General features: G+C 45.5%; 20 protein-coding genes, 2 tRNA genes and 1 pseudogene. 16 read left to right on the forward strand and 7 right to left on the reverse strand.

The genetic code is table 11. The features are described from left to right. The first annotated feature begins 85 nt into the window (after nucleotides 1–85). From LOZ91_RS05995 to tehB, 7 genes are all read left to right on the forward strand, one after another. Nucleotides 86–463, forward strand: a complete 378-nt coding sequence (locus tag LOZ91_RS05995; RefSeq protein WP_004278652.1) for a GNAT family N-acetyltransferase — start codon at nucleotides 86–88, stop codon at nucleotides 461–463. Between the two features lie 203 nt (nucleotides 464–666). Next, nucleotides 667–742: transfer RNA gene (locus tag LOZ91_RS06000), tRNA-Phe, on the forward strand. Nucleotides 743–879: 137 nt separating this feature from the next. Continuing rightward, nucleotides 880–955: transfer RNA gene (locus LOZ91_RS06005), tRNA-Phe, on the forward strand. A 236-nt stretch (nucleotides 956–1191) separates the two neighbouring features. Continuing rightward, the gene (locus tag LOZ91_RS06010) at nucleotides 1192–1695 is read left to right on the forward strand and encodes a hypothetical protein (protein WP_244782810.1); all 504 of its coding nucleotides are present in this window, start codon (nucleotides 1192–1194) and stop codon (nucleotides 1693–1695) included. Between the two features lie 198 nt (nucleotides 1696–1893). After that, nucleotides 1894–2643 carry a hypothetical protein gene (locus tag LOZ91_RS06015; RefSeq protein WP_244782811.1) on the forward strand — a complete coding sequence of 250 codons (750 nt, stop codon included), beginning with the start codon at nucleotides 1894–1896 and terminating at the stop codon, nucleotides 2641–2643. Nucleotides 2644–2753: 110 nt separating this feature from the next. Further along, a complete protein-coding gene (locus tag LOZ91_RS06020; RefSeq protein ID WP_159138357.1) occupies nucleotides 2754–3026 on the forward strand; it encodes a hypothetical protein in 273 nt (90 codons plus the stop codon). A gap of 213 nt (nucleotides 3027–3239) precedes the next feature. Further along, nucleotides 3240–4106, forward strand: coding sequence for an SAM-dependent methyltransferase TehB (tehB, locus tag LOZ91_RS06025; protein ID WP_244782812.1), 867 nt, complete (start codon nucleotides 3240–3242; stop codon nucleotides 4104–4106). Between the two features lie 95 nt (nucleotides 4107–4201). On the opposite strand, the gene LOZ91_RS06030 is transcribed toward tehB, so the two are convergent. From LOZ91_RS06030 to fadB, 4 genes and pseudogenes are all read right to left on the reverse strand, one after another. Further along, nucleotides 4202–4627, reverse strand: coding sequence for a hypothetical protein (locus tag LOZ91_RS06030; protein WP_100329468.1), 426 nt, complete (start codon nucleotides 4625–4627; stop codon nucleotides 4202–4204). A 150-nt stretch (nucleotides 4628–4777) separates the two neighbouring features. Beyond that, nucleotides 4778–5377: pseudogene (locus LOZ91_RS06035) on the reverse strand (ImmA/IrrE family metallo-endopeptidase); the annotation flags it as partial. A gap of 58 nt (nucleotides 5378–5435) precedes the next feature. Further along, complete coding sequence (fadA, locus tag LOZ91_RS06040; RefSeq protein ID WP_005095215.1) at nucleotides 5436–6608, reverse strand: acetyl-CoA C-acyltransferase FadA; 1173 nt, start codon at nucleotides 6606–6608, stop codon at nucleotides 5436–5438. Between the two features lie 12 nt (nucleotides 6609–6620). Further along, the gene (gene fadB / locus LOZ91_RS06045) at nucleotides 6621–8771 is read right to left on the reverse strand and encodes a fatty acid oxidation complex subunit alpha FadB (protein ID WP_244782814.1); all 2151 of its coding nucleotides are present in this window, start codon (nucleotides 8769–8771) and stop codon (nucleotides 6621–6623) included. A 583-nt stretch (nucleotides 8772–9354) separates the two neighbouring features. Between fadB and LOZ91_RS06050 the strand changes: the two genes are divergently transcribed. Continuing rightward, entirely contained in the window at nucleotides 9355–9783 is a 429-nt protein-coding gene (locus LOZ91_RS06050; RefSeq protein WP_244782815.1) for a PH domain-containing protein, read from the forward strand. Between the two features lies 1 nt (nucleotide 9784). Here the strand turns inward: LOZ91_RS06050 and LOZ91_RS06055 are convergent, their stop codons facing one another. Further along, a complete protein-coding gene (locus LOZ91_RS06055; protein ID WP_244782816.1) occupies nucleotides 9785–10846 on the reverse strand; it encodes an AAA family ATPase in 1062 nt (353 codons plus the stop codon). Between the two features lie 224 nt (nucleotides 10847–11070). Between LOZ91_RS06055 and uvrC the strand changes: the two genes are divergently transcribed. From uvrC to pgsA, 3 genes are all read left to right on the forward strand, one after another. Further along, a complete protein-coding gene (gene uvrC / locus LOZ91_RS06060) occupies nucleotides 11071–12870 on the forward strand; it encodes an excinuclease ABC subunit UvrC (RefSeq protein ID WP_005173083.1) in 1800 nt (599 codons plus the stop codon). 115 nt (nucleotides 12871–12985) lie between these two features. Continuing rightward, nucleotides 12986–13780, forward strand: a complete 795-nt coding sequence (locus tag LOZ91_RS06065; protein WP_005095227.1) for a thioesterase family protein — start codon at nucleotides 12986–12988, stop codon at nucleotides 13778–13780. Between the two features lie 107 nt (nucleotides 13781–13887). Beyond that, nucleotides 13888–14475 (forward strand): CDP-diacylglycerol--glycerol-3-phosphate 3-phosphatidyltransferase, encoded by a 588-nt coding sequence (gene pgsA, locus LOZ91_RS06070; protein WP_005095228.1) that lies wholly within the window; start codon nucleotides 13888–13890, stop codon nucleotides 14473–14475. Nucleotides 14476–15074: 599 nt separating this feature from the next. Here the strand turns inward: pgsA and LOZ91_RS06075 are convergent. Beyond that, nucleotides 15075–15344 (reverse strand): oxidative damage protection protein, encoded by a 270-nt coding sequence (locus LOZ91_RS06075; RefSeq protein ID WP_005095230.1) that lies wholly within the window; start codon nucleotides 15342–15344, stop codon nucleotides 15075–15077. 29 nt (nucleotides 15345–15373) lie between these two features. Continuing rightward, complete coding sequence (gene argH, locus LOZ91_RS06080; RefSeq protein ID WP_171294103.1) at nucleotides 15374–16804, reverse strand: argininosuccinate lyase; 1431 nt, start codon at nucleotides 16802–16804, stop codon at nucleotides 15374–15376. On the opposite strand from argH, the gene LOZ91_RS06085 reads away from it, so the two are divergent. The 5 genes from LOZ91_RS06085 to LOZ91_RS06105 all read left to right on the forward strand — a co-directional run bounded on the left by LOZ91_RS06085 (nucleotide 16795) and on the right by LOZ91_RS06105 (nucleotide 21402). Further along, complete coding sequence (locus LOZ91_RS06085) at nucleotides 16795–17949, forward strand: histidine kinase (protein ID WP_159516454.1); 1155 nt, start codon at nucleotides 16795–16797, stop codon at nucleotides 17947–17949. The two genes, argH and LOZ91_RS06085, sit on opposite strands and share 10 nt — an antisense overlap. 69 nt (nucleotides 17950–18018) lie before the next feature. Next, nucleotides 18019–18759 carry a LytTR family DNA-binding domain-containing protein gene (locus tag LOZ91_RS06090; protein WP_005095238.1) on the forward strand — a complete coding sequence of 247 codons (741 nt, stop codon included), beginning with the start codon at nucleotides 18019–18021 and terminating at the stop codon, nucleotides 18757–18759. Nucleotides 18760–18866: 107 nt separating this feature from the next. Further along, nucleotides 18867–19790 (forward strand): hydroxymethylbilane synthase, encoded by a 924-nt coding sequence (gene hemC, locus LOZ91_RS06095; protein ID WP_244782817.1) that lies wholly within the window; start codon nucleotides 18867–18869, stop codon nucleotides 19788–19790. Next, nucleotides 19790–20569 carry a uroporphyrinogen-III synthase gene (locus tag LOZ91_RS06100; protein WP_180050161.1) on the forward strand — a complete coding sequence of 260 codons (780 nt, stop codon included), beginning with the start codon at nucleotides 19790–19792 and terminating at the stop codon, nucleotides 20567–20569. Before hemC ends, LOZ91_RS06100 begins: the two co-directional genes overlap by 1 nt. After that, nucleotides 20566–21402: a hypothetical protein gene (locus LOZ91_RS06105; RefSeq protein WP_179999623.1), complete on the forward strand. Its 837-nt coding sequence runs from the start codon at nucleotides 20566–20568 to the stop codon at nucleotides 21400–21402. Before LOZ91_RS06100 ends, LOZ91_RS06105 begins: the two co-directional genes overlap by 4 nt. The last annotated feature ends 6 nt before the right edge of the window (nucleotides 21403–21408 follow it).

A 21408-nucleotide genomic window follows, 5' to 3' on the forward strand; every position in this document is an offset into this window, starting at 1 on the left:
TCAAATACGTCAAAATGATTGATGTAGAAAATATTTTCGCCGTGACGAAGTCACCGCATATTAGATTGCTCAGGAGGGTTTATCAATGCCTATCACCGTACATGCTTATACTTCTTTAGAAAATGACGAAGTGCGCAGCCAGCTTGAGCGACTGTATGACACGAGCCCTGAATTTAGCGACGGGGCAGATGCCATGGAACAACTAGAGCAAAACCTTGCACAGTATACCTCAGTTTACAGTGCAGAATTTAATAGCAAAATTATTGGGGCAATCTGGTGCACCGGACAGGGGGAAAGCCGCATTCTGGAAAATATCGTGGTACATCCGGCCAACCGTGGCCGTGGCGTGGCAGAAAGGCTGGTGAGTGAGGTCTGCCGGATGGAAGAAGAAAAAGGTGTGAAAAACTTTGTGCCGGGTTGCGGCGCCATTCATCGTTGTCTGGCCAATCTGGAAAAAATCTGAAGATAGAGCAATATCAAGCAGCCGTTAGGCTGCTTTTTTATGTAAATAAGGGCTTAAATCTGTTTTATTGCTGAGGTCTTTGGTAAACACTGTTCGATTTATGACTCAAATTGACGCGAGTTGATGGAAAAGTAAACATTTGAAGAAAATTATTCTGTCTGCTCTTGACGATTTACAGCTGAAACTGTTTAATACGCGACATCGGCGTGATAGCTCAGTAGGTAGAGCAACGGATTGAAAATCCGTGTGTCCCCAGTTCGATCCTGGGTCTCGCCACCATATTTTAAAACGATTTCAAAGTTTTCAATCCCTGATCCCATCAGGGATTTTTTTTAGGCCAAAAATCAGCCACTCAAATATTTTTTTCATAATTTTGATTGACTAATGAGGCCAGATACGGCTTAATACACCGCATCGGCGTGATAGCTCAGTAGGTAGAGCAACGGATTGAAAATCCGTGTGTCCCCAGTTCGATCCTGGGTCTCGCCACCATATTCAAAAAATCCTCAAACCATGTTTGGGGATTTTTTTTTGCCTGTAATGTTTGCCTACAACAAAATCAGATCAGAATTAAATCTATATTTTCTTATTGTTCCTGCCGTATTTTTTTCTATTTTTTTATCCTGTTTATTCATGATTGACCGTTTATCAAACTTAACAATAGGCGCTTGTATTACTTGTAAGCTTTCAATCTGAAGCTTTCCTATTGTCCAAATGAGGGCTAAATCATGAATCTCCTAAAGCCGAGCATACTGGGCCTTCTTACGGCCTGTGCTGCCTTTACACTGCCGATATTCAGCCATGCTGCACCTGCCACTGTGTCTGATCCGGTGGTATTGCCGACACTCACTGTCATGGCCGAACCGGAACTGCGCGCCGTGACTGAAAAAATGATGCCTTATCAGGAACAGAACAGCCAACTTAAGGCCCTGCAAATGCGTCTGATGAAAATCGAACGTGATATTCAGGCCTATAGCGTAGATGGCGACATTGCTGCGAATATTGATGTAATGCGGTCGCCGGTCGCCCCCGATCTGGATAGTCTGCCTGTGGTATTTCGTGAATATGTATTGGCCATCGCACAGGGCTTACAGTCTTCAGACCCAAGAAATGGTGTGTATGTCTTGCTGCAACCCTTTGGTATTAACAGGGATGCCACCAACGTGCAAATCGTACGTGAACAATTTGACCCAAATCGACTCAGCCTGAGCTTGCCATTTGATTCCAGATAATCGTTGTTGACAGCCTGAAGGCTTGGGTCTGCAGGATCAGCCAGCAGAAGATTTCGGATTAAATTACTTTCCGGGCACGATGATTCTTGCCTGAGCAGGCCATATGAGCGGTCAAACCAAATCTCTTGAATTGGGTCTAAAAAATAAGCATAGTGTGTATTATCAATAAGATCTGACCGACAGAGCTGGAGCGTGTACATGCCGCGTGTTTTTATGATATTAGCCGCTGTTACGCTGGCAATTTTTATTGGACTGTTTTATCAAAATTCTGTCCAGCAAAAACATCAGGCCGAGTTGCTCGAGTATGAAGCCGTGCTGGAAGAAAAAACCCAGAGCATTGTAAGGCAAGCACAGGACTGGTCTAAGCCGATTGAGCTTGAGCTTGAAGATGACCGTCTGGATGGCGACTATGCCATCATGGCTGAATTCATGCTGGGTCAATTGCGCGACAGTGCCGAGGAGCGCAATCAGTATCTACGCGACCTGAAAGCGGCCAACTGGCAGAATTTTCTGGATATTGACCGTCTGGCCAAGGATCAGGCACAAGACTATAAAGAAACCGAAGCCATGCTCAAGCAAGTGCATCAAATTGTGAACAGCTATCAGCAGCAAATTCAGCAGCGTGATGCCGAGCTGATTAATAAGGCACAGCAACTGGATATTAAAAACCGTTATCGCCAGCAGCTGACCGCGAACCTGCAAGCTGATCAACAGCAAAGTAATGCCCATACGATCTTTGTGATTGAGAAACAAAGTCTGGCCAAGGCAGATGCCTTGTTTGCCGTATTGAAAAAGCATAAATGGCAAAAGAAAAATAAAACTTTTATGTTCTATGAAGATCAAGCAGTGCAAGAATTTAATGCACTGTATAAAGAAATACTGCACCTGAATAAGCAGATGCAACAGATTGCGACAGCAAACCAGAAAGCGGTTGAAAATAAGTTATAACCCTGTAGGCGATCACAGGATTGCCACATGACTGTCATCTGCTGTTCAAACTTAGTGCTTAAATTGAATGTGTCGCACAGATCACGACATAACATTTAAGCAGGTGAGTCATGCAAACAATTCAGGTTTTTGCTGATATTCAGCAGGTGTACGGTGAGTTTGTCGCAAATAAAACATGTCCAAAATTACAAAGTCTGAATAATGAGGGCAGGAGCCGATTTTTCTTGAATCAATATTTCAAGCTGATCGAGGACTGGCACTATACCGAACAGATTGTGATTCAGTTTAATCAGCAATATTTCAGTCTGGATCTGGAAGGCGCGCCGGATTTTATGGATCAGGAAAATTATATGCGCTGGCTACAATCAGAACTACTGCATTAATCCAGTCACCCTATTCATTCTCTGGCTAAACTCAAGCTGTCGATCGAGGCAGCTTTTTTATTTTCCAGATTTGGTCTGCATCTTGCTGCTGTATTGGCACAGCGTAAATAAGCGCTGATTCCAATTCCGGCCTGAACCAGCTATGCTGAAATGAATAAAACCGTCGCTATAAGCATGACAGGCGGCGCATGCATGAGATGGAGGGCGATATTGATGCAAGAACTGATTTGTTATAAGCAACTTCCGGTCTGGACAGAAAAGAGTATTCCTCAGGGCTTCAAGAATCAGCACAATACCAAAGCAGGGACTTGGGCCAAACTGACGTTACTTAAAGGTGAGTTGCGTTTTGCCATGCTGGAAGCATCCGGTGCGGTGCAATCTGAACATGTATTTACACCAGAACAGCAACCGCCATTTATTGAACCTGAGGCTTGGCACAAGATTGTTTCTGCCAGCGAGGATGTCGAATGCCAGCTGCGTTTTTATTGCCGGCCTGAAGATTACTTCATCAAAAAATATCAGTTGAATCCTACCCATTCTGAAGTACTGGCTGCCATGCCCTATTTAAAGGGTGGCCGTGCGCTGGACGTCGGTTGCGGTACAGGACGTAATGCGCTGTATTTAAGTCAGAACGGTTTTAATGTCGATGCTTGGGATGTCAATGAAAACAGTTTGCAGACCTTAAGACAGATTGTGCAGACGGAGCACATTGACCACTTGCAGATCCAGCGCCGTGATCTCAACACAGATACCAGTATTACAGGCCAGTATGACTTCATTTACTGCACCGTGGTGATGATGTTCCTCGAGGCCAAAACCATTGCACCCTTGATTGCGCAGATGCAGCAGGCCACCGTGCCGGGTGGTTATAACCTGATTGTCTGTGCGATGGATACGCCAGAGATTCCGGTACAGCCCGATTTTCCATTTAGCTTTAAGCCGGGCGAGTTACGGGCTTATTATGAGGACTGGAAGATTGTGAAATACAATGAAAATATTGGTGAGCTGCATCGGGTGGATGCGCAGGGCCAACGGATTAAACAGCATTTTGCGACCATGTTAGCGCAAAAGGTCGAATAAGTGCTTTAAGCTGCTGTTAAACTCTTGAATTAAAATGAGAGTGTTCAAAACAAAAAAAGATGTCGTAATGACATCTTTTTTATGCTCAAAAAATCTTAAGCAGCTTTTTTGAACCAAGAGAACCAGCCTTTTTTCTCAGCTTTTACGTCTGCTTGAGCAGCTTCGGCTTTCTCAGCAGCCGCTTCTTTTACTTCAGCAGCAGTTTCAACAGTTGCTTCTTTTGCTTCTGCTACTTCTGTTTTTGCAGCTTCAACTTGTTGTTCTGCGGTTGCTTGTGCAGTTTCTACTTGAGCAGTTGTTTCAGCTTTTACTGTTTCAACTTTCGCTTCAGTTGCTTGTTTTGCATCTGTAGCAGTGGCTTGAGCAGCTTCAACTTTTGCTTGCACAGGCGCAACCGCTTCTGTAGCAACAGTTTGAACTGTAGTGGTTGTAGCAGCAGGTGCTACTTGAGCTTCAGTTGCCATTGCAGATGCAGAAGTTGCTACGATTGCAGTCGCAAGCATTGTTTTAAGCATGTTCATATAAACCCCTTAAGGAAGTAGGAAAAAAGAGGCTTGATCATACACAGATAAAATTTAAGCGATTCATAATTAAGATTTTAATGGTGGAAAAATAAACCAATTTTACAAAGGGATAACATTCTAGTTTAAATAAAAAAGCTCCGAAGAGCTTTAACTAATGACATAAAGCTTTGGTCGAGGTTTAGATTCTTCATATTTAATTAAAGAATCAAATGTTAGTTCATTAAAGTCTTTTTAAGATATACGAATTTCATCGAGCATTTTCTGCTTACTAAATTTTGGATCTGAAGCTAATGTTAAAATTAATTTAGGAAGCATTACGCTTTCATCACGGTGAGTTTCGTTAGGCTCATTAATGTGATAACCTAAGGTATTAATTTTCATAGAGTTACTTCGATAAAACCAATCTGTTATACGTTGCAATTTATGCGATTTATAATTTATAGCCTTTAAACATGTTCGCCATACTTTCTTATAGTCGATCATATTTTCAATCGTTAAATAAGAAGGAACTGTACTTAAAAAACCTTCAGTAGGCATTAAAAATTCTGAAGCAAACTTATCTGCTTCAGTTTCTAAAATGCGATTGTCTACTTCATTGCGGACATATTTATTATGTGTGTGCATAACGGTGTGGCCTAATTCATGCGCACAATCGAATCTTACCCGTTCGGCAGATTTTGTATCATTCAAAAAAATAAACGGTGAGCCTGATTCATCATCAAAAAAAGAAAGGGCATCAATTTCTTTTTTTTGTATAAAAAACCCCGCACTAAGCGGGGTTTATTTTTATCTGAGTATTTAAGAATTAAACACGTTCGATAATGGTCGCAATACCTTGACCCAAACCAATACACATGGTCGCAAGACCAATTTGCGTATCTTGCTGTTCCATCACGTTAAGCAAAGACGTGGTAATACGCGCACCAGAACAACCGAGTGGGTGACCCAACGCAATCGCACCACCGTTATGGTTTACGATGTCCTGTTTGTCATAAATGCCTAAGCCCTTAAGAACAGACAGACCTTGTGCAGCAAAGGCTTCGTTCAATTCAAAAGTCTGAATATCAGAAATGGCAAGGCCAGCACGTTTCAAGGCTTTTTGCGTTGCCGGAACCGGGCCATAACCCATGATTGCAGCATCACAACCTGCAACTGCCATAGAGCGGATCACGGCACGTGGCTTAAGACCTAAGGCTTGTGCACGCTCATAAGACATGAGCAACATTGCAGAAGCACCATCAGACAAGGCTGAAGAGGTTGCCGCAGTCACTGTACCGCCTTTCGGATCGAACACTGGACGTAAAGCACGGAATGATTCGATATTGGCATCCGGACGGATCACTTCATCGATATCACATAGAACTTTATAACCATCAGCGTTGTGACCTTCAATGCCCACAATCTCGTTCTGGAACAGACCATTTTCAGTCGCAGCCCAGGCACGACGATGTGATTCCACACCAAAGGCATCCTGTTCCTCACGGCTAATGCCATTCATGCGACCCAGCATTTCCGCAGTCAAGCCCATCATGTTCGATGCTTTGGCATAATGCTTAGACGCTTCCGGGTTCAGGTCGATACCGTGCATCATGCCAACGTGACCCATGTGCTCGACACCACCAATGATGAAGATATCACCCTGATTGGTGGCAATTTGCGCAGCCGCAGTATGAATCGCCTGCATAGACGAACCACACAAACGGTTCACGGTTTGACCAGCCACAGTTTTCGGCAAGTCTGCCAGTAATGCGATATTACGGGCAATGTTCATCCCTTGTTCCAGAGTCTGGTTGACACAGCCCCAGATCACGTCTTCAACTTCATTCGGGTCGAATTCGTTACGTACCATCAGGGCACGGACAAGTTCAGCAGACAGGCTGTCCGCACGTACATTGCGGAACATACCGTTTTTGGTTTTACCCATTGCTGAACGTACGCCATCGACGATGACAACGTCACGTGGATTTAAAGTAGCCATTCACGTTGCTCCTTAACCGTAGAATTTTTTGTTGTTAGCAGCCATTTCACGCAACATTTCTGGCGCTTCATAAGCTTTACCAAGGTGCGCATACTTATTGCAAAGCGCAACATACTCAGCTACACCGGTTTGATCGATGTAACGGCATGGACCACCACGGAATGGAGGGAAACCGACACCCATGATCATTGCCATATCTGCTTCAGAAGCAGTCGCGACAATGTTGTCTTCCAGGCAACGAACCGTTTCGTTACAGAAAGCCAGCATCATACGGTCAATGATTTCCTGAGCGTCAAATTCACGTTTTTCCACAGTTGCAACAGAGGCCACAAGCTCATATGCAGTTGGATCAACCACTTTGGCTTTTTTGCCTTTACGGTCAAGCTCATACTTGTAGAAACCCACGTCGTTCTTTTGCCCCAGACGTTTGTTCTCATACATGGTTTGAATCGAACCTTTGAAGTCCGGTTTCATACGATCCGGGAAGCCTTCAGCCATCACTTCTGCACCATGCACGCCAGTATCAATACCGACAACGTCCATCAGGTAAGCAGGGCCCATCGGCCAGCCGAATTTTTCCATCACTTTATCAATTTGCTGGAAATCAGCCCCATCTTTAAGCAACAGATCAAACGCACCGAAGTAAGGGAACAATACGCGGTTGACCAGGAAGCCCGGGCAGTCATTCACCACGATTGGTGTTTTACCCATTTTCTGAGCAAGTACCACAGTCGTTGCAATGGCTTCGTCAGAGGTCTTCGCGCCACGGATCACTTCAACCAAAGGCATCATATGTACCGGGTTAAAGAAGTGCATCCCCACGAAGTTCTCAGGACGTTGCAGGCTTTCAGCCAGACGCGTGATCGAAATCGTAGACGTATTTGAAGCAATGATGGTGTTCTCACGTACTGATTTTTCAGTATCAGCAAGTACAGCAGCTTTGATTTTAGGGTTTTCAGTTACCGCTTCAATCACGATATCCACTTCTTTAAACTCTTCCAGGCTTAAAGTCGGACGGATACGTGCAAGCGTTTCACCCATTTTCGCTGGTGTCATTTTTTTGCGTTCAACCTGTTTGGTCAACAGTTTGTTCGCTTCAGACATACCCAATGCAAGCTGTGGATTACCAATATCTTTCATGATGATTGGTGTGCCTTTGCTCGCCGCCTGATAAGCAATACCACCACCCATGATCCCAGCGCCAAGTACCGCCGCCTGGTTCACCGGATGCGCACCTTTTTCGTAGCGCTTCGAGGTTTTTTTCACGATCTGATCGTTCAGGAACAAACCGATCAATGCACCTGCTTGTGGCGTAACTGCAGCTTTGGCAAAGCCTTCAGCTTCAACTTTTAACGCGTCATCACGATGCAGGCTCGCACCGGCCTGTAATGAATCAAGCAGTAATTTTGGCGCCGGATATTGAGCCGGATTGGCTTTGGCCAAAACTATGCCTTTCGATGAGTTAAACGCCATCATCTGTTCAATCGGGCTGAGTTTAACCGGATCCAGTTTTTCCTGACGCTTGGTTCTCCAGTCTAAACGGCCATGAATCGCTTGTTTGACCAGATCAAGTGCAGCATCTTTAAGTTTGTCAGCAGCAACCACCGCATCTACAGCACCGTCTTTTAGTGCAGCAGCAGGCTTTTTCGGGTTGGCCATGGCCATCCATTCTACCGCATTGTCGATACCGATCAGACGGCTTAAACGCACTGTACCACCGAAGCCCGGGAAAATGCCCAGCTTGATTTCAGGCAGACCGACTTGCGCCTGTTCTGACATGACACGGTAGTCACACACCAGACACATTTCAAAACCGCCACCCAGTGCCATGCCATTAATGGCCGCCACTTTAGGAATGTCGAGATCTTCAAAGCTGTTGAAAATTTCATGTACCGGCATCGCCCAGTCAACAATTGCTTGTTCACCCTGAGCAAAGTTATCGCCGAATTCAGTGATATCGGCACCGACAATAAATGTAGATTTGCCTGAAGTGACAATCAGACCTTGAATATCGGCATGGGAGACGGCTTCAATAGCAGCCTTGAAATCTTCAATCGTTGCACGGTTGAATTTGTTAACAGACTCACCTTGTAAGTCAAAGCGGAATTCTGCAATCCCGTCCTCTAGCATTTGGACGGTAATGGCATTGCCAGCGTGGATCATGCCCTGATCTCCTTTATTTTGGAGGACTTCTAAGTTGATGTTGTGAAGCAAATGCGCATATCCCGCGCACTTTTAGACTTCGCTAATCTTACGATAACTATATCCAAAAAGAACATAACAAGTTGTATCAAGCCGTGACGCAAGGGTCATCAATTTTTGCCGAATCGATTCCATCTGCGCTGTATTTTTGTTGCCGTTTTTGACCACAGCCTGAACTAAAGATTCTGTTTCAATTCATTATTTTTTATCGATTAGCCTGATTGATATGGAGCAGGGTGGACAATATTCAAGGGCAGGCTTTGCTGCTATTTGGTCAATTCAGTCAATTATCGCCCTGTGGAACAAGGAAAATCAGGGCTGAATCTCGCTCAGTACAGGGCGTGCAGGCATGTATAGATATTTTCGGATCAGCCTCAATAAAACTGTAGTTGATTGCTTTAGTCGAGGGTTTTCTGAGGATTTCAGCCCCAGCATGCCTATGTTGATGCTAGGCCTGAAATAACAGTGCTTCTGTTGAATATGACCTCTGTCATCTGGCACAGAATTGTTTATGATGATCAGGCACATAGATATGGGGATCTCGATGCAGGTATTTCGTTCCAAAAAAGACTGGTGGCTGGTCGCTTTTCTGATCTGTATGAGTGGCCTGTTACTGCAACTGCTGCTGACCATGCAGGCCAAAGGCACCCTGCAGCAATATCCACTGCACACCGCCATCTACATTCTGACCATTATTATTCTGTGGTGGCCGCTGTGGAGTACGCGCTATATGGTGGAAAATGGAGTGTTGAGCATTAAAAGCCTGTGGTTGAGCTGGCAGATTCCGTTGAGCGCCATCCAGTCCATTCAGCCGACGGATCATTCCATTATTGCACCGGCCTTGTCCTTAAAGCGTCTGCGGATTGACTATAGGGAAGACGGCGTGCAGAAATTTGTATTGGTTTCACCTACAGATCCGACCGCTTTTAGACAGGCAATTCAAGCAAATAAAACGGATAGTGAGTCTGCATGATTTAAGCTTTTGCTTGCTCAGGCAGAACCACAAATTGTCCATCGACACAGTCCAGATGCAGACTGAACTGCTCGGGCTGGCTTAAAAAATACAGCGCCAGAACCGGTTCCAGTTCGGTACGCAGCTTGCGGCCCAAATGCCGGGCGCCGTAACGAATATCATAGCCCTGATAGAAATAGGCTTTGGCTGCATCCGATAAATGTACTTGTCGGTTTTGATGTTGCAGGCGTTTATTGAGTTTTTCCAGTTCAATTTCGACCAGACGTGGCAGGGCATCATGCTGTACCGCCTGATAATGCAGGCTGCGGTCAATCCGGTTTAGAAATTCAGGATCGAATTTACGCTGCATGACTTTTTCAATAATGCGCTGGGTGGGTACATGTTTCAGGCACAGTGCCTGTATTTGCTGTGGCAGGTAGCTGAGTTTTTCCAGATATTGCTGTGCCGCCTGTGCGCCGACATTACTGGTCATAAAGATCATGCAGTTACGGAAATCAATAGTTTTGGTTCCAGCTGTCAGGGTCAATCTGCCAGTATCCAGCACATTCATCAAACCACGAATCACCTCGTTACTGGCTTTTTCCAGTTCATCAAACAGCATGATGCCGGGACGGGTATGGCTGCCGGCAATCGCCGTTTCATCAAACAGGCTGTGACCTTCTTTAGAACCGACATAACCTGGCGGCGCACCGGTGAGTGCCGCGGCATAATGTTCCTGTGCCAGAGTGTTCATGTCAATCCGGCAGAAAGCATCCGGACGACCATAAATCGCTTCGGCAATCAGACGCACGGTTTCAGTTTTACCCACGCCGGTTGGGCCGAGCATCAAGGTGACCGAGAGTGGACGCTCCGGACTGGAGAAATCGGCCTTGACCACATGCAGCATTTTTTCAATTTCATTCAGTGCGGCATCCTGTCCAATCATCCGTCCACGCAGCAATTGCATCACGTGATTCGGCTCGAAATGAAAACGCGGTTTGCCAATCCGGCGATCACGCTCAGAGGGGTGATGGGTGGAGCTGGATGGTTGAACAATATGGATGCCCGATTGCTGCATGGTCATGCGAATCATCTCAAAACTAGACCCTTTGAGCATAGCAAAGTTAAAGGTTGAAATTTAGAGCTTTTAGCAATCAGATCATGCGGAGAAAGCTATAGATTGCAAAGATGGCTGAGCTATAGTTTTAAATTGGGTGTCAAGTTGAGGGGAATTTTGTGTTTTCGCTTGAAAATAACCGAATAATCATCACATATATCTGCAGATTGCATGTAAAAAATAGGCTTTAGGTGAACGAAAACGCACGTCCTCATATCGAGAAAATTCTGGCCAATATGACCAGCCTGCCTGGGGTCTACCGGATGTATGGCAAAGACGGCGAACTGTTGTATGTGGGGAAAGCCAAAAATCTAAAAAACCGGGTCTCCAGCTATTTTGTCAAAACGCTGGATCATCCCAAAACCCAGGCCTTGGTGGCGCGGATTTATGATATTCAGACCTTGGTGGTGCGCTCTGAAACCGAAGCCTTGTTGCTGGAACAGAACCTGATCAAGCTGCATCATCCGCCGTATAACATTATGCTGCGCGATGATAAATCTTATGTCTATATCTTTGTTTCCGCAGATAAACCTTATCCACGACTGGCCAGTGGGCGCGGCAAGGGCAAGCATCAGGTCGGCAAGTTTTTTGGGCCTTATCCGAGTGCCTATACCGCCCGGGATACCTTGGTGGTGCTGCAAAAACTGTTTAATGTGCGTTCCTGTGAAAACAGCTTTTTTGCCAACCGAACCCGTCCTTGTCTGCAATACCAGATCAAGCGCTGTTCTGCGCCCTGTGTCGGATTTATCTCTCCGGAAGACTACAAAGCAGATGTGGATAACTCGATTCGCTTTTTGCAGGGCGATACCAAGGAGCTGAATCAGGAACTGATCGCAAAAATGGAAGCGGCAGCCGAAGCTCTGGAATTTGAAAAAGCCGTGTTCTATCGCGATCGGATGGCACTGTTAAGAGATGTGCAGTCACAGCAGGCAATTTATAAGCTCAAAGGCGAAGCCGATATCCTGTCTATTGCTTATCAGGCCGGGGTGACCTGTGTGCAGATCATGCATGTGCGCAACGGTAAAATGCTCGGCGGAAAAAGCTATTTCCCGGATATGCTCAGTGATGATCTAGGGCAGATGCTTGCCGATTTTATTGCCAATTTCTATTTTCAGGTGGCGGATGAAATTCCGGCCGAGCTGATTGTCAATGTCGAAGTGGCCGATCGCAAGGAACTGGAAGCTGCCTTGTCGCAGCATTTTGACAAGAAAATCCAGATCAAGTCCAAGGTTCGTGAAACCCGCGCGGAATGGCTGGAACTGGCACAAATGAATGTACAGCATGCGATTCAGGGCAAGCTGGCCAATCATTTTGAACTGAATGACCGTTTCCATCAGCTGGAACAGGTGGTCGGCCGCCCGGTGGACCGGATCGAATGTTTTGATATTTCGCATACCATGGGTGAAGACACTATCGCATCTTGTGTGGTATTTGATAGTGGTGGGGTACGTAAACGTGATTATCGTCAGTTTTCCATCCATGATATTCAGGCGGGCGATGACTATGCCGCCATGCGTCAGGCCTTAACCCGTCGCTATAAAAAAGCCATGCTGCCAGATTTACTCCTGATTGATGGCGGCAAGGGGCAACTGCATATGGCGATGGAAGTGATGCAGGAACTGGGACTGGAGGCCTTTATGGTCGGTGTGTCCAAAGGCGAGGGGCGTAAACCCGGTCTGGAAACCCTGCACTTTACCGATGGTCGCAAGATTCAGTTGCCAGAAGATCATAAGGCACTCCATTTGATTCAGCAGGTGCGGGATGAAGCGCATCGCTTTGCGATTACCAAGCACCGCGCCAAACGCGATAAAAAACGCGGTTCATCGGTACTAGAAGTCATTCCGGGCCTTGGGCCAAAACGCCGTCGTGACCTGTTGACCCATTTTGGCGGGATTCAGGGCGTACTGAAAGCCTCAGAAAGAGATCTGCAACTGGTGCCGGGATTGGGTTCAGTCATGGCACGGATGATCTATAAAGTGCTGCATGAATAATTATCAAGCCCAATGCAAGGGCAAAAGAGCACATTGACGCACGGGTCATTGATCATTCACAGCAGAGCAAGCTTGACTCAATATACTGAGGATCAAGACTCACTGAGGGATCAACATGTCTTTGCAGGCGCTTTATGCACAAATTTCCGAACAGGAATGGGTGGAATTTCCATCAGGATGGTTACAGGGGCGCACCCTGTATGGTGGTCTGGCTGCAGCAATGATGATGCAAAAAGCGGTTATTCAGATCAATGATCCGGCCAAACATCTGCTCAGTTGCAGCGTCACCTTTGTTGGGCCGATCCAACAGGCGAAAGTGCGACTAAGTGCTGAAATTTTGCGGGAAGGTAAGTCGGTCACCACCATCGAAGTGCGTCTATGGCAAGACGAGGTAGTACAAAGTATTCTGATTGCCAGTTTTGGTATCTCGCGTGACTCGGAAATTCAGGTGCAGCAAGAAGAACAGGCACCTGACTATGCTGCACCAGAGCAGTTGTTGCAGATTCCTGCTGGTTATGGCCTGCCAGAATGTTATGACCATTTTGAAATCGCCTGGGCGGACGTCAATCTGCCTTGTAGTGCCAGCTCACGTCCGGACTTTGGCGGCTGGTGCCGTTTTCATCCTGAAAAGCATAGCAATCGTGAATTCCTGATCGCTGACCTGATGGCAATTTTCGACATCTGGCCACCTGGTGTACTGCCGATGTTTAAAAGTATGGCACCCGCGAGTAGTCTGACCTGGAGCGTGACTTATGTGCATCCGCTTCAGCATCAACTGCATGATTGGTTTAAATATAAAGTATTTACGGATCATGCTGCGGATGGTTATGCAACCGAGCATGCCTATCTCTGGGATGCAGAAAATCGCCTGATTGCGATGGCAAGACAAACAGTGACGGTGTTTGCCTAGTGACACTGACAGCCAATTCGTATAAAGTGAAGCCTATTAATGATGGATCAAACCTCTAAAAAAGTGTGCATTTTCATCGTACATGAGGGGAACAATTGGCGGTGTCTATGACTACAGGTCGTATCCTGAATATTCCAAATATCTTGACCTTGGCGCGTATCGCTCTTATTCCGGTATTTTTATTGGTGGCTTACTGGCCGCCTGCAATGGGCTTTGAAGCCAACCATTCTGACATGACACGGCATATTATTTTGACCACGATTTTTGTAGTGGCTGCAGTGACGGACTGGTTTGATGGCTATCTGGCTCGAACTTTAAACCAGACCTCTGCTTTTGGCCGTTTTCTCGATCCGGTCGCAGATAAATTGATGGTCGCAGCTGCGCTGATTGTATTGGTGCAATGGCAACCTTCGATGTCGATGGCTTTTGCTGCGATTGTGATTATTTCACGTGAAATTACTGTTTCAGCATTACGTGAATGGATGGCAGAACTGGGTGCACGAACCAATGTTGCAGTATCAACCGTGGGTAAGTACAAAACGGCTTTTCAGATGATTGCGATTACCGTGTTTTTGCTGAACTGGCCACCACTGGAAATGCTGGCCTATGCCTTGTTGTACACAGCAGTCATCCTGACTTTATGGTCGATGTTTATTTATCTGAAAGCGGCTTGGCCCTATTTGAAACAGCCTTAAGCAAAATTAAAAAATAAGCTCCTTGAAAGGGGCTTTTTTTATGCTCCGAAATTATCAAAATTTGATAAATCACAGGCAAAAAAATACCCAGCCTTTGGGGGAAGAACTGGGATGAAATCGGGGTATTTGTTGCTTATTGTTATAGTTATTCAAAGATATCTCATCTTCTTAGAGCTCATTATAAAGAGACCATTTTACAAAATCATATGACTTCTTGTAGCAGATTGTTGTGTTTTGTGATCAGTCTGTATGTAGGATTTACAATCTATAATTTTGATACAAATATGAATGTTTTTCAGCAGGATAGTGGCTGACTATTGGCGGGGGATAGGCTAGGTAAAAATGCTTTTTAATCCTTCAACTTTTGTCTAAAAAGTACAGAATACCGGCCGCCGCCCAATCAAAACCCTGAATTCAAGACATCAATAACTTAGCTTGCTGCTATTACTCTGTTCTTGAAATTTGAAAGCGCTATTGGAAAGAAAGATTTATAATTTCAGAAATGAAAAAGAGCCTCAAAAGAGACTCTTTTAGATTAAAGCCTACGCGCAGCATAGCTGCTTGTCTTGCGTTCGGGTGGAGCAGCGCTCCACTAATCCTCACTCAGGCTTTAGCCCTTCAGCTTTTTCCAAAGTTTCGTCATTGCTAAAGAACTTTTCACGTTGTTCTTCTAGAAACTTTTTCGCGTCCGGTTCAAATACGTTTAAACGCTTTTCATTAATCAGCGTAGTCTGGTGTTTGAGCCATTCCTGCCAAGCCTGTTTAGACACATGGTCAAACAGTTCCTGACCCTTGGGGCCTGGGAAGGGTGCAAAGTCCAGGCCTTCCATTTCTTGTTGATACTTACGGCAAAATACTTGTCGAGACATATCAATACTCCGAATTTAAGCTAAAAAAGTTAAGCGTAAAGATTTTCTAAGCGAGTATAAGCACGGGCAATAGCAGCTTCGACTTGCGCAGGTGCAGTTCCACCAATATGGTTACGTGCATTCACAGATGCTTCAAGTGTTAACGCTTTTTCAAATACATCGGCCTGAATCAGGTCAGAGAACTGTTGAAGTTGCTCAAGTGTCAGCTCAGACAAATCTTTCGACTCTGCAACACCCAGTGCTACAGCTTTACCGACAATTTCGTGCGCATCACGGAATGCAACGCCATTTTTCACCAGGTAATCTGCCAGATCAGTCGCAGTAGAGAAACCACGTAGCGCTGCTTCGCGCATTTCAGCAATGTTTGGAACCAGTGCAGGAATCATGTCGGCAAATGCCATCAATGAACCACGTACCGTATCGATCGCATCGAACAAGGGTTCTTTGTCTTCCTGATTGTCTTTATTGTACGCCAGTGGTTGGCCTTTCATCAGGGTCAGCAGGCTCATCAGGTCGCCATAGACACGGCCGGTTTTACCACGTACCAGTTCAGGCACATCCGGGTTTTTCTTCTGTGGCATGATTGAAGAGCCCGTACAGAAACGATCTGGAATATTCACGAATTTGAACTGAGCAGATGTCCATAGAATCAGTTCTTCGGACATACGAGACAAGTGCATCATAATTAACGATGCAGCAGCATTAAATTCAATTGCAAAGTCACGATCCGATACTGCGTCTAAAGAGTTTTCAGCAACGGCTTCAAAACCTAACAGCTCAGCGGTGTAAGCACGCTCGATCGGATAGGTGGTTCCTGCAAGTGCAGCAGAACCCAGTGGCATACGGTTGACACGTTTACGGCAATCAATTAGACGCTCAGAGTCGCGTACCAGCATTTCAAACCAGGCCATTAAGTGGTGACCAAAAGTCACCGGCTGAGCGGTTTGCAAATGGGTGAAGCCCGGCATGATGGTATCGGTATTTTTAGCCGCCAAGCTTAAAATACCTTTTTGTAATTTTTCGAGTAATTTTAAAATCGCATCAATTTCATCACGTACATAAAGACGAATGTCGGTTGCGACCTGGTCATTACGGCTACGGCCAGTGTGTAATTTCTTGCCTGTGATGCCAATACGCTGAGTCAGGCGCGACTCAATGTTCATGTGCACATCTTCTAGGTCAATGCGCCATTCGAACTTACCTGCTTCAATATCGGCTTGAATGGCAGTCAGACCTTCGATGATGTCATCGCGTTCCTGTGCCGTCAGTACGCCTACTTTGGCCAGCATGGTTGCATGGGCAATCGAGCCTGCAATATCCTGTTTATAAAAACGTTGGTCAAATTGAACAGATGCTGTAAATTCAGCAACAAAAGCATCAGTCGCTTCAGAGAAACGACCACCCCACATACCCGAAGTCTGGGCTTGTGATGGATTAGAGGAATTAGAAGATGTGGTCATGTCGGCTCAATCAGATTAAAAGCAGTAGAACGAAAAAGAGTATAACAAATTCAAAGCCCATTGCCGAAGTCACATCTGCTCAATCTTTCGCATCGATAAACGGGCAAACACAAAGTTCCTATTTTTTTAGCCAGATTGGCAATCTTCGCTATTTGCTGGAACTGTTTGTCGGCGGCAATATTCTGGCCATGATTCTAGCGCTCGCAGAAGCACAGTCGTGGCAAGCTTTAAATGCGATGTATCTGCTGCAATATATGCTGTATATCAACTGGGTACTGTTATGTTTTGCAGCACTGGTGGAATTATTCCATCAGGCCTTTCAGCATATGGGGATTAAGCTGGCGCTCATTTCCGGTTTTTTGCTACTACAGGCCATTGTGGTGCTGACCACCATCAGTCTGAATGTTGTGATACATTTTGGAATGAATTTTAATTTTCAGGGCTTAAACCTGGCAATTGCCCTGGATCAGGTTGGGTTACATCTCAGTTTGGGTGTTTTGCTCGGTATGTTTTGTTTTCGCTACCTGTATTTGCGTGAACAATGGGAACAGCAGCAGCATAGTGAACTGAATGCCCGGATTCAGGCCATGCAAGCGCGGATTCAACCGCATTTTCTGTTCAATAGTATGAACAGTGTGATTAGCCTGATCAGCATCGATCCGGATAAAGCCGAACATATGCTGCTGAATCTGTCCCGCTTATTTCGTGCCAGTTTTCAGGAGTTGAAACTGGTCAGTCTGCAAGAGGAAATTGATCTGTGCCAGCGCTATCTGGAGATTGAGCAGATCCGTTTGGGTGAACGCCTGCAAATCGAATGGAAGTTAGAAAACAAAGACTTATACTCACAAGTACAAATCCCATTATTAACTTTACAACCCTTGTTAGAAAATAGTATTTTCCATGGAGTTGAAAAAATTCTCACAAAGAGTACGATAAGTATATTGGTTGAAATATTGCAAAATCAAATTAATATCATTATTACTAACCCTTATACGCAGGATAATAAAACTTTAAAAAAGGGGCATGGTATTGCAATAGAAAATGTCAGACAGCGTCTGCAAGCTTATTACGGACCCAGTATGACCTTTCAAACCTTTGCCGGCGAAGGGATGTTTACGACGGTAGTGCGATATCAATATAAATAAAAATAAATCAAAGAAATCGCAGTTAGCTTTATCATGTATTTGATCATGTTAACTGGGTAAGGAGGAGCAATGGACATCCTGATTTGTGATGATGAGCCTTTGGCTGTCGAGCGATTATCACGTTTGGTCTCTCAGCTGGGGCATGATGTGGTGGCGACTGCAAGTCATGGTCGTCAAGCGATTGATCTGGCTCACCAATACGAACCCGATGTCATACTATTAGATATTCAAATGCCTGAAATGAATGGTCTCGCTTGTGCGCAGTATTTGCGTCAGCTGGACCCGATGCCGGCAATTATCTTTTGTACGGCCTATGACCAACATGCGCTGGATGCATTTAAATCAAATGCCGAAGGCTACTTGCTTAAACCCGTGATGCAACAGGAATTGGCACAGGTTTTGGAGCACTTAACTAAACTTACCCAAGCTCAGATGAGCCAACTAAAACAAAAAGAAAATATGGACGAAATCAATATCAGCCGCCAGCAGATTGCGGCAAAGACCTATCGTGGTGTCGAATTGGTGCCAGTTGAAAATATCTATTATTTTCTGGCGGATCAGAAATATGTCACTGTACGTCATAAAAACGGCAGTGTACTGATTGATGAAACCTTAAAGGAGCTAGAGCAGGAGTTTGGGAACCAGTTTATCCGGATTCATCGTAATGCCTTGATCTCGGTGAATTATCTGGATGGTCTGGAAGTGGTCAGTTCAGGTCAGTATCAGGTGCGTTGTCGTGAGCTGGACGACCGTTTAGCGGTCAGTCGGCGACATTTGCCATTTTTAAGGGATCGGATTCAAAAGCTATAGCAGGAATCAATGAGAGCATTCAGTTGAAACTTGTATAAATTCACTTGCATTTTAAAGTGAGCAGGTTAAGTTTAGACTATTGTTCTCATTTACTATTATTGAAATTTATGAAGACCCTAAAAATTGCAACTCGACAAAGTCCACTTGCGCTTTGGCAAGCGGAACATATCCGTGCGCGCCTACAAGATTTGCACGCTGGTTTGCAGGTCGAGTTAGTCACTTTTGTTACACAGGGCGATAAAATCCTAGATACGCCGCTGGCCAAAATTGGTGGTAAAGGTCTATTTGTAAAAGAATTAGAAGCTGCTTTACTCGATGGCCGTGCCGATCTGGCCGTACATTCCATGAAGGATGTACCGATGGCATTGCCGGAAGGGCTGAGCCTTGCGGTGATCTGTGAGCGTGAAGATCCACTGGATGCCTTTGTCTCGAATACCTATGCCAGCTTTGATGAATTGCCACAGGGCGCCAAAGTGGGCACTTCCAGTTTGCGCCGTAAAACCCAGATTTTAAAACAGCGTCCTGATCTCGAAATCATTGATTTGCGCGGTAATGTCGGTACACGTTTGTCCAAGCTGGATGCCGGTCAGTATGATGCGATTATTCTGGCCAGTGCCGGTTTGAAACGTTTAGGTCTGGCAGAACGTATTCGTCATACTCTGACTCCTGAAATCAGTCTACCGGCCGTAGGTCAAGGTGCACTGGGGCTGGAATGCCGTACCCATGATCAGGCGGTACTGGACTTGATTCAGCCATTATTACATGCAGAAACGGATGCCTGCGTGCGTGCTGAGCGTGCCTTTAATGCCTATCTGGAAGGCGGATGTCAGGTGCCGATTGCCGGCTATGCCACGCTCCAGAATGATGTGATTTCAATCGAAGGTCGCGTTGGCAGTGTTGATGGAACGGTTTTGCTGCGTGCACAGCACATTGGAAAAATTGCAGAAGCTGAACAGTTAGGGGTGGAATTGGCCAAAAATTTACTCGATCAAGGTGCAGGCGAGTTGCTGAAAGCACTTTATTCAAACTGATGTTACTGATTAATACCCGTCCGAGTGAGCGTGCTGCGGGTTTGACTCAGCAGTTACAGGCAGCGCAGATTTCTGTACTAGAATTGCCTTTGCTGGAATTGCATGCACAGCCTTATTCCGACGAGCTGTTACGCTTGTATCGCCAGCTGGATCAGGCCAAAATCATTGTGGTGGTCAGTCCGACTGCCGCCCAGATTGGCATGCAATATTTACAGCAAGCGGAAATTATCTTATCGCGCTTGGCAGATGTGCAATGGGTGGCGGTGGGTAAAGCCACTGAGCAGGCGCTGGCTGGTTATGGTATTCAAAGTCATGTGCCTGAACTTGAAACTTCGGAAGGCATGTTGCAATTACCCGTGTTAAGGCAACTGCCTGCTGGCTCAGCTGTGGCCTTCTGGCGCGGAGAAGGCGGCCGTCAATTTATGATGGATCATCTGCGCGCAAATAATATCAAAATTTTGAATTTTATTTTATATCGGCGGCAATGCCCCGCAAGCACAGCAATGATTTTGGCAGAAAACCTGGCATTGCTTGAGACGCAGCAGCGCTTTGCCGTGCTAATCAGCAGTGAAGCAAGCTGGTTAAACTGGCTGACATTAATGCAGGATAATTCGGATTTAATGCATCAGGCCCGTTATTTGGTTTTGGGGCCGCGTTTGGCCACTCTTCTTGGGGAATATCAACAACAGCATCAGGCAGGGTTTGAATTTGTGCAAATTGATGATTTAGAGGCGAATACGATCTTGCAAAAAATGAGACTGATACTAGGGAACGCATGAAGAAACTATTTATTGTATTTTTCATTTTGAGTGTGGTGTGGCTCATCAAACTCAGCTATGACCTTTATGTTCTCAATGCAGCGCAGACTGGACTTCATCAAGGTGTTAAACAGTTGCAGCAGCAAAATGCCAATCTCAATGATCAGTTTGTGGCATTAAAACGCCAGTTTACCGCCCAGCAGCAAAATGCAGGCACTCCCTCAGCTCAGGCAGCAGCTGCAGTGCTAACTGCTGACATGCAGAATGATATTGCTCTCGTACAACAGCAGCTGGATCTGATTGAATTTGCACTGCAACAGCAACAATATGCCACCGCCATTGAAAAACTAAACCACCTGCAGAATGAGTTGGATGAGTATGTTTTGGCGCCTGCCTTGGTCAGTAGTCTGCAGCAAGTAATTGCGAAAGATCAGGACATGCTGAAAAAATTCGTCAATAGTCGCTTGGTGCAGCAAAATAAATTAAAAGAAGTATTGATGCAGATGGATGCTGAAATTGAAAAAGAAATTCAGGCTCCGCATCTTCAAAGTTTGGAAACTCAACGCTCTTTCTGGCAGCGCTGGATTCAGATCGAAGCTGCAGAGCAGCCGAGTACTGTATTAATGCAACGGCATCTGGTATTGAAAGAAGCTCAGTTGCGCTTGCTCATTGCACAAAATACGTTGCAGCAAGATCAATCTGTCGCCTTTCAGCAAGCGTTGAATGCGGTGATTGATGTCTTGGAGCAATTACCGGATGCACGTAGTCAGTACTGGATTCAGCAGTTGCATCAAATCAAGGCCACACCGGTCACTCCGACGCCTTTATTAAATACACGCACCTTAGTTGGCTAATTGCTT

It is taken from the genome of Acinetobacter sp. F-1, assembly GCF_022869025.1.
Taxonomy (GTDB): domain Bacteria; phylum Pseudomonadota; class Gammaproteobacteria; order Pseudomonadales; family Moraxellaceae; genus Acinetobacter; species Acinetobacter pseudolwoffii.